The sequence below is a fragment of the Streptomyces sp. NBC_00654 genome (assembly GCF_026341775.1).
Lineage (GTDB): Bacteria > Actinomycetota > Actinomycetes > Streptomycetales > Streptomycetaceae > Streptomyces.
Genome location: NZ_JAPEOB010000002.1, coordinates 1,878,379 through 1,895,225, shown reverse-complemented (window position 1 = coordinate 1,895,225; position 16,847 = coordinate 1,878,379). Strand labels below are relative to the sequence as shown.

At 71.0% G+C, this 16,847-nt stretch carries 13 protein-coding genes and 1 pseudogene; 11 read left to right on the top strand and 3 right to left on the bottom strand.

Annotation, left to right across the window (positions count from 1 at the left end):
- Window positions 1-162: 162 nt before the first annotated feature.
- Window positions 163-276 (top strand): annotated as a pseudogene (locus OHA98_RS28695) (transcriptional regulator); the annotation flags it as partial.
- A 535-nt stretch (window positions 277-811) separates the two neighbouring features.
- Here the strand turns inward: OHA98_RS28695 and OHA98_RS28690 are convergent.
- Together OHA98_RS28690 and OHA98_RS28685 are read right to left on the bottom strand one after the other, a co-directional pair.
- Complete coding sequence (locus tag OHA98_RS28690; RefSeq protein ID WP_266929712.1) at window positions 812-1,465, bottom strand: MBL fold metallo-hydrolase; 654 nt, start codon at window positions 1,463-1,465, stop codon at window positions 812-814.
- A 10-nt stretch (window positions 1,466-1,475) separates the two neighbouring features.
- Window positions 1,476-2,165: a maleylpyruvate isomerase family mycothiol-dependent enzyme gene (locus OHA98_RS28685; protein WP_266929711.1), complete on the bottom strand. Its 690-nt coding sequence runs from the start codon at window positions 2,163-2,165 to the stop codon at window positions 1,476-1,478.
- 174 nt (window positions 2,166-2,339) lie between these two features.
- Between OHA98_RS28685 and uvrA the strand changes: the two genes are divergently transcribed.
- Window positions 2,340-5,372 carry an excinuclease ABC subunit UvrA gene (gene uvrA / locus OHA98_RS28680; protein ID WP_266929710.1) on the top strand — a complete coding sequence of 1,011 codons (3,033 nt, stop codon included), beginning with the start codon at window positions 2,340-2,342 and terminating at the stop codon, window positions 5,370-5,372.
- Window positions 5,373-5,611: 239 nt separating this feature from the next.
- Window positions 5,612-6,040 (top strand): Rieske (2Fe-2S) protein, encoded by a 429-nt coding sequence (locus OHA98_RS28675; RefSeq protein ID WP_266929708.1) that lies wholly within the window; start codon window positions 5,612-5,614, stop codon window positions 6,038-6,040.
- A 72-nt stretch (window positions 6,041-6,112) separates the two neighbouring features.
- Here OHA98_RS28675 and OHA98_RS28670 read toward each other — a convergent pair whose 3' ends face one another.
- Window positions 6,113-7,039 carry a hypothetical protein gene (locus OHA98_RS28670; protein WP_266929707.1) on the bottom strand — a complete coding sequence of 309 codons (927 nt, stop codon included), beginning with the start codon at window positions 7,037-7,039 and terminating at the stop codon, window positions 6,113-6,115.
- A gap of 229 nt (window positions 7,040-7,268) precedes the next feature.
- On the opposite strand from OHA98_RS28670, the gene OHA98_RS28665 reads away from it, so the two are divergent.
- From OHA98_RS28665 to pgk, 8 genes are all read left to right on the top strand, one after another.
- The gene (locus tag OHA98_RS28665) at window positions 7,269-7,883 is read left to right on the top strand and encodes a papain-like cysteine protease family protein (RefSeq protein WP_266929705.1); all 615 of its coding nucleotides are present in this window, start codon (window positions 7,269-7,271) and stop codon (window positions 7,881-7,883) included.
- 4 nt (window positions 7,884-7,887) lie between these two features.
- Window positions 7,888-8,841, top strand: a complete 954-nt coding sequence (locus OHA98_RS28660) for a hypothetical protein (RefSeq protein WP_266929703.1) — start codon at window positions 7,888-7,890, stop codon at window positions 8,839-8,841.
- Window positions 8,842-8,954: 113 nt separating this feature from the next.
- A complete protein-coding gene (gene uvrC, locus OHA98_RS28655; protein WP_266929701.1) occupies window positions 8,955-11,054 on the top strand; it encodes an excinuclease ABC subunit UvrC in 2,100 nt (699 codons plus the stop codon).
- Window positions 11,051-12,085 (top strand): RNase adapter RapZ, encoded by a 1,035-nt coding sequence (gene rapZ / locus OHA98_RS28650; protein WP_266929700.1) that lies wholly within the window; start codon window positions 11,051-11,053, stop codon window positions 12,083-12,085. Before uvrC ends, rapZ begins: the two co-directional genes overlap by 4 nt.
- Window positions 12,082-13,116 (top strand): uridine diphosphate-N-acetylglucosamine-binding protein YvcK, encoded by a 1,035-nt coding sequence (gene yvcK / locus OHA98_RS28645; RefSeq protein WP_266929698.1) that lies wholly within the window; start codon window positions 12,082-12,084, stop codon window positions 13,114-13,116. Before rapZ ends, yvcK begins: the two co-directional genes overlap by 4 nt.
- Window positions 13,107-14,096 (top strand): DNA-binding protein WhiA, encoded by a 990-nt coding sequence (whiA, locus tag OHA98_RS28640; RefSeq protein WP_030919772.1) that lies wholly within the window; start codon window positions 13,107-13,109, stop codon window positions 14,094-14,096. The genes yvcK and whiA overlap by 10 nt, the downstream gene beginning before the upstream one ends.
- A gap of 372 nt (window positions 14,097-14,468) precedes the next feature.
- The gene (gene gap / locus OHA98_RS28635; RefSeq protein WP_266929696.1) at window positions 14,469-15,479 is read left to right on the top strand and encodes a type I glyceraldehyde-3-phosphate dehydrogenase; all 1,011 of its coding nucleotides are present in this window, start codon (window positions 14,469-14,471) and stop codon (window positions 15,477-15,479) included.
- Window positions 15,480-15,629: 150 nt separating this feature from the next.
- Window positions 15,630-16,841, top strand: a complete 1,212-nt coding sequence (gene pgk, locus OHA98_RS28630) for a phosphoglycerate kinase (protein WP_266929695.1) — start codon at window positions 15,630-15,632, stop codon at window positions 16,839-16,841.
- The last annotated feature ends 6 nt before the right edge of the window (window positions 16,842-16,847 follow it).

The following is a 16,847-nucleotide window of genomic DNA, read 5'->3' as shown; positions in this document are numbered from 1 at the left end:
GGTGCGGGCTGGAGGAGGAGGTCGAGGCGTGGGCGCCGGTGGCCGGGTGCGGCTACGTGTGGTCCGTCTGTGATGCGGTTTCGCCGCTGTCGCTGTCCTCGCCGCGGGTGGCGATAAGGGACCAGGCGATGGAGACGGTGATGACGCCGAGGGTGAGGGGGCACGGTCGCCCTGCGTCATCCCAGCGAGGCGGACCACCCCGTCGGCGACCTCCTGGCTACCTTCCTGCACCGCGAGGACACCCCCGTCGCCGATTCCGAACGCACCGCCTTGTAACCGGCGCTCGCCGGGCAGGCGGCACCAGGGTGTGCAGCAGCCGGTCCCGGTCGCCCTCTCCCCGTGGGGTGGCCGGGACCGATTCCTTTTGCCCGAGACTCAGCGGGGCGGGCAGGACGCGGCCAGCGGCGTCCACGGCACCGGTGGGCCGCGTGCACGAACGGGCCGCCACGGATGGCGGCGGCCTCCATCGCCGTGCACGCATCCAGCCTCGCCGGCCCGCTGCGCGATACCACCAGCAGCGAGCAGCCGTTAAGGACCGCCGTGTCCAGCAGTGCCTTCGCCGCATGCAGTCGCCCGCCGCCGCGCACAGCGGGACGGTGGTAGACGGCCGACCGATGGGCGATCCCCGCGCGGGCCAGCCGCGGCAGGGCCCGCCCGACCGCCGCACCGACCGCCTTCAAGTCCGGGTGGACGGTCTTGGTCCTGGGCGGCGGTGGAGGCAGCACCACGATCAGCAGCAGCGGTGCACCGCGCGAGGCGGCGAGTCGGACGGCCGCGTCCACCACGGCGGTGGGCGGTCGTCATTGGACGGTTACCAACCCCGCGCGCGCCACTCCGTGAGGTGGGGCCGCTCAGTGCCGAGGGTGGTGTCGTTACCGTGGCCGGGGTAGACCCAGGACTCGTCGGGCAGGGCGCCGAACAGCTTGGTCTCCAGGCCGCCCATCAGGGAGTCGAACTCATCCGGATGTGTTGTCCGGCCAGGGCCGCCGGGGAAGAGGCAGTCCCCGGTGAACAGGTGCGGGGCCCCGTGAGGGTCGTCGTAGACCAGCGCGATGGAGCCCGGCGTATGCCCGGTCAGATGGCGGGCGGTCAGCGTGACCCGGCCGACGCGGATCGTGTCGTTGTCCTCGACGAGCACATCGGTCGGGACCGGGATGCCCTCGGCGTCGTACCGGCCGGCGTACGTCCGTGCTCCGGTGGCCGCCACCACCTCGGCCAGGGCCTGCCAGTGGTCGCCGTGCTGATGGGTGGTGACGACGGACGCGATGCCGTCGTCACCGATCAGCCCGAGCAGGGTCCCGGCCTCGGCGGCCGCGTCGATCAGGAGCTGCTCGCCGGTGGCCCGGCAGCGCAGCAGATAGGCGTTGTTGTTCATCTGGCCGACGGCGACCTTGGAGATCATCAGATCCGTCAGCTCGTGCACATCCGCGGGTCCGCCGACCCTCACCGCTCCGCTGTACGTCATACGGCTCAGCCTATAGCGGCGGCAGTGCGGGCAGCGGGCCCGCCGTCACGGTCAGCGCGGAGCCGTCGCGGCGCCCGGAGAGCCAGCCGAGCAGTTCGGCGGCCGGGCCCCGGACGGCCGCCGGGGCGCCCCCGGCCCCGCCGCCCGTCGACCACTCGCGGCCGTCCTCGTCGGTCAGGGCGGTGGCCACGACATCGGGGTGCCCGGCGAAGCGGTCGGCGAGGAAGGCGATCTCCCGGGTCACGAACTCGTCCGACAGGTCCTCCAGCTCGTAGCCGGCACCCAGGTCGACGTGGTGCAGCTCCAGCTCGATCCGGCGCCGGAAGGGGACCCGGGACGCGGAGTCCGTCACACCGTTGCGCAGGGTGACGGTGCGGGACCAGTCGCCCGGTTCCGCGGCCGCCGCGAGCAAGCGGGCACCGCTGTCCCGGAGGTCGGCCAGCTGCTCGGCGAGGGGGCGCGGGCCGTCGCGCTCGATGTCCCGGTCGCGGGTTTCGCTGCTCGCGTACATCGGGAGACCCCGGAGAACATTTGCCAGTGCGTCGGCGTTACGTGACAGGTGGGCCAGTACATGGCCCCGGCTCCAGCCGGGCAGCCGTGACGGCTCGGCGACAGCGGCGTCGTCCCACGTGCCCGCTGCGCTGAGCAGTCGTTCGGTCGCCTCGCGTACAGCTCCCAGGTCGTGCGCATGATCGTTCATACGGTCGAGCCTAGCTCTGCCACTCATTCGGGTGAAGGAGTTCGAGGGCGACCGTAAATCGAATGTGCGTGCTATACGCTCGGAGTCGAAAGCCTCCTCCATCGCTGTGGCGCCCCCCATACCCTGGGAGAGGGGCTCAGTTCCCCCGCTTCCCCAAGAAAGGTGCGGACCGGCGTGGCCGACCGTCTCATCGTCCGTGGCGCGCGCGAGCACAACCTCAAGAACGTCTCGCTCGATCTCCCCCGCGACTCCCTCATCGTCTTCACCGGGCTCTCCGGGTCGGGCAAGTCGTCCCTCGCGTTCGACACGATCTTCGCCGAGGGCCAGCGGCGCTACGTGGAGTCCCTCTCCTCGTACGCCCGGCAGTTCCTCGGGCAGATGGACAAGCCGGACGTCGATTTCATCGAGGGACTCTCGCCCGCCGTCTCCATCGACCAGAAGTCGACCTCGCGCAACCCGCGCTCGACGGTCGGCACCATCACCGAGGTGTACGACTACCTCCGGCTGCTCTTCGCCCGGATCGGCAAGCCGCACTGCCCGGAGTGCGGCCGGCCCATCTCCCGCCAGTCGCCGCAGGCCATCGTCGACAAGGTGCTCGGCCTGCCCGAGGGCAGCCGGTTCCAGGTCCTCTCACCGCTGGTGCGCGAGCGCAAGGGCGAGTTCGTCGACCTCTTCGCCGATCTGCAGACCAAGGGCTACAGCAGGGCCAGGGTCGACGGCGAGACCATTCAGCTCTCCGAGCCCCCCACGCTCAAGAAGCAGGAGAAGCACACCATCGAGGTGGTCGTCGACCGCCTCACCGTGAAGGACAGCGCCAAGCGCCGGCTGACCGACTCGGTCGAGACCGCGCTCGGGCTCTCCGGCGGCATGGTCGTGCTCGACTTCGTCGACCTCCCCGAGGACGACCCCGAGCGCGAGCGGATGTACTCCGAGCACCTCTACTGCCCGTACGACGACCTCTCCTTCGAGGAGCTGGAGCCCCGCTCCTTCTCCTTCAACTCGCCCTTCGGTGCCTGCCCCGACTGCACGGGCATCGGTACGCGCATGGAGGTCGACCCGGAGCTGATCGTCCCGGACGAGGAAAAGTCCCTCGACGAGGGGGCGATCCACCCCTGGTCGCACGGCCACACCAAGGAGTACTTCGGCCGGCTGATCGGCGCGCTCTCCGAAGCCCTCGGATTCCGTACGGACATCCCCTGGGCCGGGCTGCCGCAGCGCGCGAAGAAGGCCCTGCTCTTCGGCCACAAGATCCAGACCGAGGTGCGGTACCGCAACCGGTACGGCCGCGAGCGCGCCTATACGACCCCCGCCTTCGAGGGCGCGGTGCAGTTCGTGAAGCGGCGCCACTCCGAGGCCGAGAGCGACTCCAGCCGTGAGCGCTTCGAGGGCTACATGCGCGAGGTGCCCTGCCCGACCTGTGAGGGCACGCGGCTGAAGCCGATCGTGCTCGCGGTGACGGTGATGGAGAAGTCCATCGCCGAGGTCTCCGCGATGTCGATCAGCGAGTGCGCCGAGTTCCTGGGCCGGATGAAGCTCAACGCCCGCGACAAGAAGATCGCCGAGCGGGTGCTCAAGGAGGTCAACGAGCGGCTGAGGTTCCTCGTCGACGTCGGCCTCGACTACCTCTCGCTGAACCGGGCGGCGGGCACGCTGTCCGGCGGTGAGGCCCAGCGCATCCGGCTCGCGACACAGATCGGCTCCGGGCTGGTCGGCGTGCTGTACGTCCTGGACGAGCCGTCCATCGGGCTCCACCAGCGGGACAACCACCGCCTGATCGAGACCCTCGTCCGGCTCCGCGACATGGGCAACACCCTCATCGTCGTCGAGCACGACGAGGACACCATCAAGGTCGCCGACTGGGTCGTCGACATCGGCCCCGGCGCCGGTGAGCACGGCGGCAAGGTGGTCCACTCCGGCTCGCTCAAGGAGCTGCTGGCCAACAAGCAGTCGATCACCGGCCAGTATCTGTCCGGCAAGCGGGCGATCCCGATGCCCGACATCCGGCGCCCGGTCGACCCGGGCCGCCGCCTCACGGTGCACGGCGCCCGGGAGAACAACCTCCAGGACATCGACGTCTCCTTCCCGCTCGGAGTCCTCACGGCCGTCACGGGTGTCTCGGGGTCCGGAAAGTCGACCCTGGTCAACGACATCCTCTACACGCACCTGGCCCGTGAGCTCAACGGAGCCAAGTCGGTCCCCGGCCGGCACACCCGGGTCGACGGCGACGACCTCGTCGACAAGGTGGTGCACGTCGACCAGTCGCCCATCGGCCGTACGCCCCGGTCCAACCCGGCCACGTACACCGGAGTCTTCGACCATGTCCGCAGGCTGTTCGCCGAGACGATGGAGGCGAAGGTGCGCGGCTATCTGCCGGGCCGCTTCTCCTTCAACGTCAAGGGCGGCCGCTGCGAGAACTGCTCCGGCGACGGCACCATCAAGATCGAGATGAACTTCCTGCCCGATGTGTACGTCCCGTGCGAGGTCTGCCACGGAGCGCGCTACAACCGGGAGACCCTGGAGGTCCACTACAAGGGCAAGTCCATCGCCGAGGTGCTGGACATGCCGATCGAGGAGGGCCTGGAGTTCTTCGAGGCCGTCCCGACGATCGCCCGCCATCTGCGTACGCTCAACGAGGTGGGCCTCGGATACGTCCGGCTCGGACAGTCCGCGCCGACGCTCTCCGGCGGCGAGGCGCAGCGGGTGAAGCTGGCGAGCGAGCTCCAGAAGCGCTCCACCGGCCGCACGGTCTACGTCCTGGACGAGCCGACCACCGGTCTGCACTTCGAGGACATCAGCAAGCTGATCAAGGTGCTGTCCGGTCTGGTCGACAAGGGCAACACGGTGATCGTCATCGAGCACAACCTCGATGTCATCAAGACCGCGGACTGGGTCATCGACATGGGCCCCGAAGGGGGCAACGGCGGAGGTCTGGTCATCGCCGAGGGCACTCCGGAGAAGGTCGCCTCGGTTCCCGCCAGCCACACCGGGAAGTTCCTCCAGGGCATCCTGGACGCGGACCGGATCAGTGAGGCCGCGCTGCCCGCGGCCCGCAAGCCGGTGCGGAAGGCGGCCGCCGCCACCGCCGCCACCGCGGCCAGGAAGACGGCTGCGGGGAAGACGGCCAAGGCAGTGCCCGCCAAGGCCGCCAAGAGCACGGCCGCCAAGAGCACGGCGGCGAAGAAGACGGCCCGCGCCCGCAAGGCGTGACCGTCGCGCCGTGAGCCGGTGGCGGTGGTGGCCCAGGACCGGGACCACCACCGCCACCGGCCCGGCGCGCCGTCCGGCCGGTTGCCGGGCCCGCTGTCCGGTCATGTCCGGCCCGGCCGCAGAGCCTCCGGTCTCCGCCGGTATCGTCGTTTCTGTCACCGGGAACCGTGGCGCCGCTGCCACCGGTCATGTCCGGCGACCGCCCGTACCCCTTCTGAACACCGACCCGTGGAGACCGCATGCCCGGCCAGCCCGCCGCCCGCCGTACCGTGCTGAAGGGTGCCGCTCTCGCCGGTGCCGCCGGGCTGGGAGTGGCCGCCTGCTCGACCGACTCCAAGCTCGGCCACGCCGAGACGCCCACGCCGACCGCACCCGTGGACCTCGGTGCCGCGGACGCGGTCCCCGTCGGTGGCGCCAAGCTCTACCGTGAGCAGCGCGTCGTCGTGAGCTGCCCGGCGAAGGGCCAGTACAAGGCGTTCAGCGCCCAGTGCACCCACGGTGGCTGTGTCCTGGACAAGGTCGAGGGCATCGAGGGCCACTGCCCCTGCCACGGCAGCCGCTTCGACATGACCACCGGTAAGGCGCTCCACGGCCCGGCCACGGTGCCGCTGCCCTCCGTCCCGGTCACGGCCGAGGGCGGCAAGCTCGTCGTGGGCCCCGAAGCCTGACAGGCCTGCCGGGGCCGGGCCCGGCCCGTCCGTTTCCGGACCCCGTTCAGTCCCGTCCGCTCCCGGCCCCGTTCACTCCCAGTCCCAGTCGATGCCGACAAGACCGGGCCGTACCCCCTGCTCCACCAGATGCACGGTCCGGTGCCGCCCGGTGAGCGTCAGGTCGGTCCGGGCGCCGCGCGCCGCCCCCGCCGACGCCTGGACGAAGCGCCGGCACCGGACCGGCAGCGCGGCCTCGTCGAAGCGGATCTGGAGCACGTACTGCCCGCCGCCGAAGGTGAAGCCGCGCACGTATTCGCCGCTGGGCCCTCCCGTACCGTCGTCGAAGCCGTAGCCGAAGAGGTACGTCTCACCGGCCCGCAGCCGGGTGTCGAAGAGCAGCTCCGCCACCAGCACACCGGACTCCCGGTCCCAGCGGACCCGGCCGGTCCGGCAGTTCTCCCGGGCCCGCACCGTGATCCTGGACGGTTCACAGCCCGGATCGCCGCGGTGGACGGCCAGATAGCGGTCGACGCCGTCGCGATGTGCCCGTACGACATGCTGCGAGTCGCGGCCCGCCAGCTCCCGCCCGGCCCCTATCCGTACCCGCTCCTGGTGCCCCACCGTGTGCAGCCCGCCGTCGACCGGTGACTCCATCGCTGCCAGCAGTCGCTCCACCGCGCCCGACGCCTCCAGCAGCGAGCGGTACGAGCGCGCCGCGGGACGCTCGCCGTCCGCGGGCGAGTCCCCCGTCTCCAGCAGCCGCAGCAGCGAGTTGCCCGGCAGCGAGAGAACGTCCTCCAGAGCCTGCACGGCACGCAGCGACTCGGCGCGCCGGGGGCGGCGCGCGCCCTGCTGCCAGTAGCTGAGGCTCGTCACCCCGACCTTGATCCCCCGGTGCGCGAGGTGGTGCTGGACCCGCTGGAGCGGCAGCCCGCGCACGGACAGGGCGGTGCGCAGCGCCAGATGGAAGGGGCCGGTGTGCAGCACCTGGGCGAGTTCGGTCTCGGTGTGCCGCATGCCGGGCCTCCGGTGAACGTTCACGACGGGGAGCGGGTGCACCGCCCGTACGGGAGCGGGGGAGCAGGTGACCGGGGCGGCACTGTTCACACATCCGCCGCGCCGTTCACACCGCGATGTCACCCCGCATTGAAGCGTGTTGACCCGTTCCGGACAACGGTCGATGCTCCTCAACAGCGTCCGGACGCGCTCCTCCGATCCCACCCCCCCCCGCCATGGGAGGAACGCCATGCGCAACCGAAGAATCAGGCCGGGAAGGTTCCCGTTCACGGTACTCCTGGCCGCCGTGCTCCTCGCCGTACCCGCGGTGACCGCCACCGCCGCGCAGAACCCGGCCGTCACGCCGGAGGGCAGCGCCGTCGCCGCCACCCAGCGGCTGAACATCACGATGCAGGCCCAGCAGAAGACCAACTGGTGCTGGGCGGCCGCGGGCAACACCATCGCCACCTGGTTCGGGCGCACCTACTCCCAGAACCAGTTCTGCAACGCCGCCTTCGGCCGGAACCAGGGCTACGAGTGCCCCAACTCGCAGGCCACGCTGGGTGATGTCCAGAACGGCCTGTCCTGGACCGGGGTCAACCCCGGGTCGTACGTCACGGGCTGGCTCCGCTACCCGACCGTGCAGGGCGAGATATCCGCCGGCCGTCCCGTCGAGACGCGCATCCAGTGGTCCTCCGGCGGCGGGCACATGCATGTCCTGTACGGCTACGACGATGCCAACAGCTGGGTCTACTGGGGCGATCCCTGGCCCTCCAGCAACCGCTACAACTGGGCCTCCCACGCCTGGTACGTGAACAACAACGAGTTCTCCTGGACCCACTCGCTGTACCGGATCGGGGCGTGACGGCATGACTTCCACGACCCGGCGCATCGTCACGGCCACCGCGCTCACCGGCGCCGCGCTGTTCGCCGCCGCCTCTCCCCAGGCCGCGGCGGACAGCGCACCCGCCGCCCGCCCGGCCACCACCACCCCGGCGCCCGTCCTCGCCGTCAGCGCCCCGGCCCTGGCCGCCGCCCACGAGGCGGCGACCTCGGCCTCGACGCTGGACACCCTGTCCCGGTTCTTCGCCAGGGAGGGAGCGGTCACCCGGGCCGCGGCCGCACCGCGGGTCGGGCCCACGGTCGTCCCCGTCCGCACGCTCTCCGCGGACTTCGTCGCCGGGAAACCGGGGGCGGCCCTCAGCACGCTCGACTACCTCGCCTCCACCGCGGTCTCCTCGGACGGGCAGAAGGCCTCCCTGTGGACCGTCCCGAAGGCCGGCCGGAGCGGGGACTGGCAGGTGGTGAACATCGCCACCGGCGACGACGAGGCGCGGTACGCCGCGGCGGGCGAGCGCAAGCTCCCCGGCGGCACGGTGTTCCGTGAGCCGCAGATCGACGCCTGGTACGTCCACAAGGGGGCGAAGGTGCTCCCGCTGGACGAGGACGCGGCCGGGGCGGTCGGCGCGGAGGGCACCACACTGTCCGCCTACCGCGGCCGGGTGCGGGAGGCGTACGGGGACAAGCTCCCCGGCTCCGGCTACGCCCGTTCCGGGAAGGCGGGAGGCTACGGCCCCGAAGCGGCGACGGGCTCCGGCCCCGGTCCGGTGGCCGGTCCGGTGGCCGGTCCGGCCGAGGGGCCCGGCTCCGCGCCCGCCCTGGCCGCCACCGCGGAGGGCACGCCGGACGGCGGTCCGGGCACCGCCCTGACCGCCACCTCGGCCACCGCCGGAGCCGGGGCCCTGCTGGTCCTGGCCCTGTGCGGCATCACCGCGGCCCGCCGCCACCGCCGTACCCGGGAGACCCCCGTCACCGGCGCCTGACCGGCACCCGCCGGGCCCGTGCTCCGGGGTGCGCGCACCGCACCCGTACCCCGGAGCACGGCACCACCCGCGACGAGGGCCCACTGTCACACTCCGCAAGTAGGGTGTGAGACATGGCAGACCCCTCCAGCTACCGCCCCAAGCCGGGACAGATCCCCGACTCCCCGGGGGTCTACAAGTTCCGCGACGAGCACCGCCGGGTGATCTACGTCGGGAAGGCGAAGAACCTGCGCCAGCGCCTGGCCAACTACTTCCAGGACCTGGCCGGACTCCACCCGCGTACGCGCACGATGGTCACGACCGCCGCGTCCGTCGAATGGACGGTGGTCTCCACCGAGGTCGAGGCGCTCCAGCTGGAGTACTCCTGGATCAAGGAGTACGACCCCCGGTTCAACGTCAAGTACCGCGACGACAAGAGCTATCCGTATCTCGCGGTCACGCTCGACGAGGAGTTCCCGCGGGTCCAGGTCATGCGCGGGGCCAAGAAGAAGGGCGTGCGCTACTTCGGTCCGTACGGGCACGCGTGGGCCATCCGCGAGACCGTCGACCTGATGCTCCGCGTCTTCCCCGTCCGTACGTGCTCCGCGGGCGTGTTCAAGAACGCCGCCAGGACCGGCCGCCCCTGCCTCCTCGGGTACATCGGCAAGTGCTCGGCCCCCTGCGTCGGCCGCGTCACCCCCGAGGAACACCGCGAACTGGCCGAGGACTTCTGCGACTTCATGGCCGGCCGGACGGGGACGTACATCCGCCGGCTGGAGAAGGACATGATGCTGGCGGCGGAGGACATGGAGTACGAGCGGGCCGCACGGCTCCGCGACGACGCCGAGGCCCTGAAGCGGGCCATGGAGAAGAGCGCCGTCGTCCTCGCCGACGCCACCGACGCCGACCTGATCGCCGTCGCCGAGGACGAGCTGGAAGCCGCCGTCCAGATCTTCCACGTCCGCGGCGGCCGGGTGCGCGGTCAGCGCGGCTGGGTCACCGACAAGGTCGAGGCCGTCGACACCGCGGGCCTGGTCGAGCACGCTCTCCAGCAGCTGTACGGCGAGGAGACGGGCGACTCCGTCCCCAAGGAGGTCCTGGTCCCGGCCCTCCCCGAGGACCCCGAAGCGGTCTCCCAGTGGCTCGCCGGGCGCCGGGGTTCGCAGGTCAGCCTGCGTATCCCGCAGCGCGGCGACAAGAAGGACCTCATGGTCACCGTCCAGCGCAACGCCCAGCAGGCGCTCGGACTGCACAAGACCAAGCGCGCCTCCGACCTGACGACCCGCTCCCGCGCCCTGGAGGAGATCGCCGAGGCACTCGGCCTCGACACGGCCCCGCTGCGCATCGAGTGCTACGACATCTCCCATCTCCAGGGCGACGACGTGGTCGCGTCGATGGTGGTCTTCGAGGACGGGCTCGCCCGCAAGAGCGAGTACCGGCGCTTCCAGATCAAGGGCTTCGAGGGCCAGGACGACGTCCGCTCGATGCACGAGGTGATCGGGCGCCGGTTCAAGCGCTATCTCCAGGAGAAGGAGCGCACGGGGGAGTGGGAGGAGCCGCAGGAGTCCGGCCCGGCACCCACCGGACCCGTCCCCGCGCCGGAGCCCGCCGGGGACGCCGGTCCCGGCGGCAGCGAGCCCCGTGAGGACCAGCCCGACCAGTCCGACCAGCCCGACCAGTCCCGTGAGGACGAGCCCCGTGAGGACGACGGCCGCCCCAAGCGGTTCGCGTATCCGCCGCAGCTCGTCGTCGTCGACGGCGGACAGCCCCAGGTGGCCGCCGCCAAGCGTGCCCTGGACGAGCTGGGGATCGACGACATCGCCGTCTGCGGGCTGGCCAAGCGCCTCGAAGAGGTCTGGCTGCCCGATGACGACGACCCCGTGGTCCTGCCCCGTTCCAGCGAGGGCCTCTACCTCCTCCAGCGCGTCCGCGACGAGGCGCACCGCTTCGCCATCACCTACCAGCGGGCCAAGCGGGCCAAGCGCATCCGCAGCAGCCCCCTGGATGCTGTCGCCGGTCTCGGAGAGACCCGGAAACAGGCGCTGATCAAGCATTTCGGCTCCGTGAAGAAGCTGCGGCAGGCGACAATCGACGAGATCTGCCAGGTCCCGGGGATAGGCCGCAGGACGGCGGAATCGGTGGCCGCCGCCCTCGCCTCGACCGCCCCGGCCGCACCTGCCGTGAACACGGCCACAGGAGAGATCATTGAAGACGACGACGGGGGTACGTCATGACTGAGCACACGGACGAGACAGGGAACAGAACCACGGCCGGGGGCGAGCACGCCCCCGGACACGAACGCCGGCACGAACATGAACACCAGCACGAACGCACAGACCGAGCAGACGGAGCAGCAGACGTGAGTACGGGCACCACGAACGAGACGGGCGAGGCCGCCGCGTCGGCCATTCCCGAACTGGTGATCATCTCCGGGATGTCGGGCGCCGGGCGGAGCACCGCCGCCAAGTGTCTGGAGGACCTCGGCTGGTTCGTCGTCGACAATCTGCCACCCGCGCTGATCCCCACCATGGTGGAGCTCGGCGCCCGCTCGCAGGGCAATGTGGCCCGGATCGCCGTCGTGGTCGATGTGCGCGGCCGGCGCTTCTTCGACAATCTGCGGGAGTCCCTCGCGGACCTGGAGGCCAAGCACGTCACCAGGCGGATCGTTTTCCTGGAGTCCTCCGACGACGCCCTGGTGCGCCGCTTCGAGTCGGTCCGCCGCCCGCACCCCCTCCAGGGCGACGGCCGGATCGTCGACGGCATCGCGGCCGAGCGCGATCTGCTGCGCGAGCTGCGCGGCGACGCCGACCTGGTGATCGACACCTCCAGCCTCAACGTGCACGAACTCCGGGCCAAGATGGACGCCCAGTTCGCGGGCGACGAGGAGCCGGAGCTGCGGGCCACGGTGATGTCCTTCGGCTTCAAGTACGGCCTGCCGGTCGACGCCGACCTGGTCGTGGACTGCCGCTTCCTGCCCAACCCGCACTGGGTCCCGGAGCTGCGCCCGTTCACCGGCCTCAACGAGGAGGTGTCCGCGTACGTCTTCGACCAGCCGGGCGCCAAGGAGTTCCTCAACCAGTACACGGAGCTGCTCCAGCTGATCGCGGCCGGTTACCGCCGCGAGGGCAAGCGGTACGTGACCATCGCCGTCGGGTGCACGGGCGGCAAGCACCGCTCCGTCGCGATGTCGGAGAAGCTCGCGGCCCGACTGGCCACGGAAGGCATCGAGACGGTCCTCGTCCACCGGGACATGGGGCGCGAGTGACCGGTCGCAATCTGCGTCTGCGGCGGCTCAGCAGAGCCACGTCGGCGCTCTCCGGCCGCAAGCGCGGCGCCCAGCCCAAGGTCGTCGCGCTCGGCGGCGGCATGGGCCTGTCGGCGTCCCTCGCGGCGCTGCGCCGGATCACCGGCGATCTCACGGCCGTGGTCACCGTCGCGGACGACGGCGGCTCCAGCGGCCGGCTGCGCGAGGAGCTGGGCGTCCTGCCGCCCGGCGACCTGCGCAAGGCCCTCGCCGCGCTCTGCGGCGACGACGACTGGGGACAGACCTGGGCCCGGGTCATCCAGCACCGCTTCGAGTCCAAGGGCGATCTGCACGAGCACGCGGTCGGCAACCTGCTGATCGTCGCCCTGTGGGAACAGCTCGGCGACCATGTGCAGGCGCTCGACCTGGTCGGCAAGCTGCTCGGCGCGCACGGCCGGGTGCTGCCGATGTCGGCCGTGCCGCTGGAGCTCCAGGCGCTGGTACGGGGACACGACGCGGACCGCCCCGAGGAGATCGTCACGGTGCGCGGCCAGGCCACGGTGGCGCTCACCCCGGGCGAGGTCCAGTCCGTGCACGTCGTCCCGGCGGACCCGCCGGCCGTCCCCGAGGCGGTCGAGGCCGTCCTCGACGCGGACTGGGTGGTCCTCGGCCCCGGCTCCTGGTTCTCCTCGGTGATCCCGCATCTGCTGGTGCCCGATCTGCTCGACGCACTGGTCGGCACGAAGGCCCGGAAGGTCCTCTCGCTGAACCTCGCGCCGCAACCCGGTGAAACAGATGGCTTCTCCCCGCAGCGTCATTTGGAGGTTTTGGGACGACACGCACCTAAACTCGCCTTGGACGTGGTGCTGGCCGACGAGGCCGCCGTGCCCGACCGTGAGTCCCTCGCCGATGCCGCAAAACGGCTCGGTGCCGCGGTCGAGCTGGCGCCTGTGGCCTCACCCGACGGCGTTCCGATTCATGATCCGGAGCTGTTGGCCGCCGCGTACGACCGTATTTTTCGGATGCATGGAAGGATCGGCCCATGGCGATGACGCCAGCGGTGAAGGACGAAATCTCTCGGCTTCCCGTCACCCGGACCTGCTGCAGGAAGGCAGAAGTCTCGGCGATTCTTCGTTTCGCGGGCGGGCTGCACTTGGTGAGCGGCCGGATTGTGATCGAGGCGGAGCTGGACACCGCGATGGCGGCGCGCCGGCTCAAGCGGGACATCCTCGAAATCTTCGGGCACAGCTCGGAACTGATCGTGATGGCCCCCGGCGGGCTGCGGCGCGGCTCGCGCTACGTCGTGCGCGTGGTGGCGGGCGGTGACCAGCTGGCCCGCCAGACCGGTCTGGTGGACGGCCGCGGCCGGCCCATCCGCGGGCTTCCCCCGCAGGTGGTCTCGGGAGCCACTTGTGACGCGGAGGCGGCCTGGCGCGGAGCCTTCCTGGCGCACGGCTCGCTCACCGAGCCGGGCCGTTCCTCCTCGCTGGAGGTGACCTGCCCGGGGCCGGAGGCGGCGCTCGCGCTGGTCGGCGCGGCCCGCAGGCTCTCCATCGCCGCTAAGGCCCGCGAGGTGCGCGGGGTGGACCGCGTCGTCGTCCGGGACGGCGACGCGATCGGGGCCCTGCTGACCCGGCTCGGCGCCCATGAGTCGGTGCTGGCCTGGGAGGAGCGCCGGATGCGGCGCGAGGTCCGGGCCACGGCGAACCGGCTGGCCAACTTCGATGACGCCAACCTCCGCCGCTCGGCCCGCGCCGCGGTGGCCGCCGGGGCCCGGGTGGGGCGCGCGCTGGAGATCCTGGGCGAGGAGGTGCCCGAGCACCTCGCGGCGGCCGGACGCCTGCGCATGGAGCACAAGCAGGCCTCCCTGGAGGAGCTGGGCGCGCTCGCCGACCCGCCGCTGACCAAGGACGCGGTCGCGGGCCGGATCCGCCGCCTGCTGGCCATGGCCGACAAGCGGGCCCAGGACCTGGGCATCCCGGGTACGGAGTCCACCCTGAGCGAGGAGCTCGCCGACGGCCTCGTCGGCTGACCGGTTCCCCTTCCCCGCGGGCCCGCGCGGGCGGCCGGATTCCCGCCCCCGGCGGGTCCGCGCGGCCGGCCGGTCCCGGGTCGAGATCAAGCCGTCGCGGACCGCGCGAAAAGGCGCGGAGAGGCATTGACAAGCCGGGGGTCACGACTCTCGGCTCCGGTCGTCGCAGGCCGGGACCAAGGTCCCGGCCTGCGACGGGACCAAGGGCTCCCGGGCCCGTGCTCCTGCCCGGAGTACGGGCCCGAGCGCTCGTCCGGCCCTTCTCGATGTCACTCCGGCGGCCTCGGAGAGGTAGGGTCGGAGGCGGTCGGGGACATCCCTATACAACTCGCCGGCGTCGAAACCCGGCGTACCTAACGAGGAGATCGGTTCGTGACGATCCGCGTAGGCATCAACGGCTTTGGCCGCATCGGACGTAACTACTTCCGCGCGCTGCTGGAGCAGGGTGCGGACATCGAGATCGTGGCTGTCAACGACCTGGGTGACACTGCGACCACGGCCCACCTGCTGAAGTACGACACCATTCTGGGTCGTCTCAAGGCAGAGGTGAGCCACACCGCCGACACCATCACCGTCGACGGTCACACCATCAAGGTGCTCTCCGAGCGCAACCCGGCCGACATCCCCTGGGGTCAGCTGGGCGTCGACATCGTGATCGAGTCGACCGGTATCTTCACCAAGAAGGCCGACGCCGAGAAGCACATCGCGGGCGGCGCCAAGAAGGTCCTCATCTCGGCTCCGGCCAAGGACGAGGACATCACCATCGTGATGGGCGTCAACCAGGAGAAGTACGACGCGGCCAACCACCACGTCATCTCCAACGCCTCCTGCACCACCAACTGTGTGGCGCCGATGGCGAAGGTTCTCGACGAGAACTTCGGCATCGTCAAGGGTCTGATGACGACGGTCCACGCGTACACGAACGACCAGCGCATCCTGGACTTCCCGCACTCGGACCTGCGTCGCGCCCGCGCCGCCGCCGAGAACATCATTCCGACCACGACGGGTGCCGCCAAGGCCACCGCCCTGGTCCTCCCGCAGCTCAAGGGCAAGCTCGACGGCATCGCGATGCGCGTCCCGGTCCCGACCGGTTCGGCCACCGACCTGGTCGTCGAGCTCCAGCGCGAGGTCACCAAGGACGAGGTCAACGCCGCGTTCAAGAAGGCGTCCGACGACGGCGACCTCAAGGGCTTCCTGGCCTACACCGAGGACCCGATCGTCTCGTCCGACATCGTCAGCGACCCGGCGTCGTGCACCTTCGACTCCTCCCTGACGATGGTTCAGGAGGGCAAGACGGTGAAGATCCTCGGCTGGTACGACAACGAGTGGGGTTACTCCAACCGCCTCGTCGACCTGACCGTCTTCGTCGGCGGCCAGCTCTGATCCTCGGATCGGCAGGCATCTCGATGTGAGCTCGGGGGTGTCCGACCACGATCCACCGGGCACCCCCCCCCAGGGGCTCGAACGGCGCAACGTGGCGCGGTTCGAGCCTCCTTGCATGCTCATCCGCCCTTGCAAGGAGTAACGGAACAGATGAAGACGATCGACGAACTTCTCGCCGAAGGGGTCGCGGGCAAGCGGGTATTCGTCCGCGCCGACCTCAATGTGCCGCTGGACGGCACCACCATCACCGACGACGGCCGGATCCGCGCCGTCGTCCCGACGGTCACCAAGCTCGCCGACGCGGGTGCGCGGGTCATCGTCGCCTCGCACCTCGGCCGCCCCAAGGGCGCCCCGGACCCGGCCTTCTCGCTGGCGCCCGCCGCCGCCCGCCTCGGTGAACTCCTCGGCACGGAGGTCGCCTTCGCGGCCGACACCGTCGGAGAGTCCGCCCGCGCCACGGTCGCGGCCCTCACCGACGGCAAGGTCGCCGTCATCGAGAACCTCCGCTTCAACGCCGGTGAGACGTCGAAGGACGACGCCGAGCGCGGGGCGTTCGCCGACCGGCTCGCCGAGCTCGCCGATGTGTACGTGGGCGACGGCTTCGGTGCCGTCCACCGCAAGCACGCCTCGGTCTTCGACCTCCCGGCCCGGCTGCCGCACTGCGCGGGCTACCTCATCGCCACCGAGGTCGGGGTGCTGAAGAAGCTCACCTCCGACGTCAAGCGGCCGTACGCGGTCGTCCTCGGCGGTGCCAAGGTCTCCGACAAGCTCGGGGTCATCGACCACCTGCTGGAGAAGGCCGACCGCATCCTGATCGGCGGCGGCATGGCGTACACCTTCCTCAAGGCCCAGGGCCACGAGATCGGCACCTCGCTGCTCCAGGAGGACCAGGTCCCCGCGGTCCAGGGCTACCTCAAGCGCGCCGAGGAGCTCGGTGTGGAGTTCGTGCTCCCCGTCGACGTCCTGGTCGCCGGTGAGTTCCCGGACCTGAGGACCAAGGCTCCGGCCCACCCGAGCACGGTCGCCGCCGACGCCATGCCGGCTGGCCGGATGGGTCTGGACCTCGGTCCCGAGACCCGCAAGCTGTACGCATCGAAGCTCGCCGACGCGGCCACCGTCTTCTGGAACGGTCCGATGGGCGTCTTCGAGCACCCCGACTACGCCGAGGGCACGCGCGCACTCGCGCAGGCCCTCATCGACTCCCCGGCCTTCAGCGTCGTCGGTGGTGGCGACTCCGCCGCCGCCGTCCGCATCCTGGGCTTCGACGAGAACGCATTCGGCCATATTTCGACCGGTGGCGGCGCCAGCCTCGAATACCTCGAGGGCAAGACGCTTCCCGGCCTCGCCGCACTGGAGGACTGACCCTTA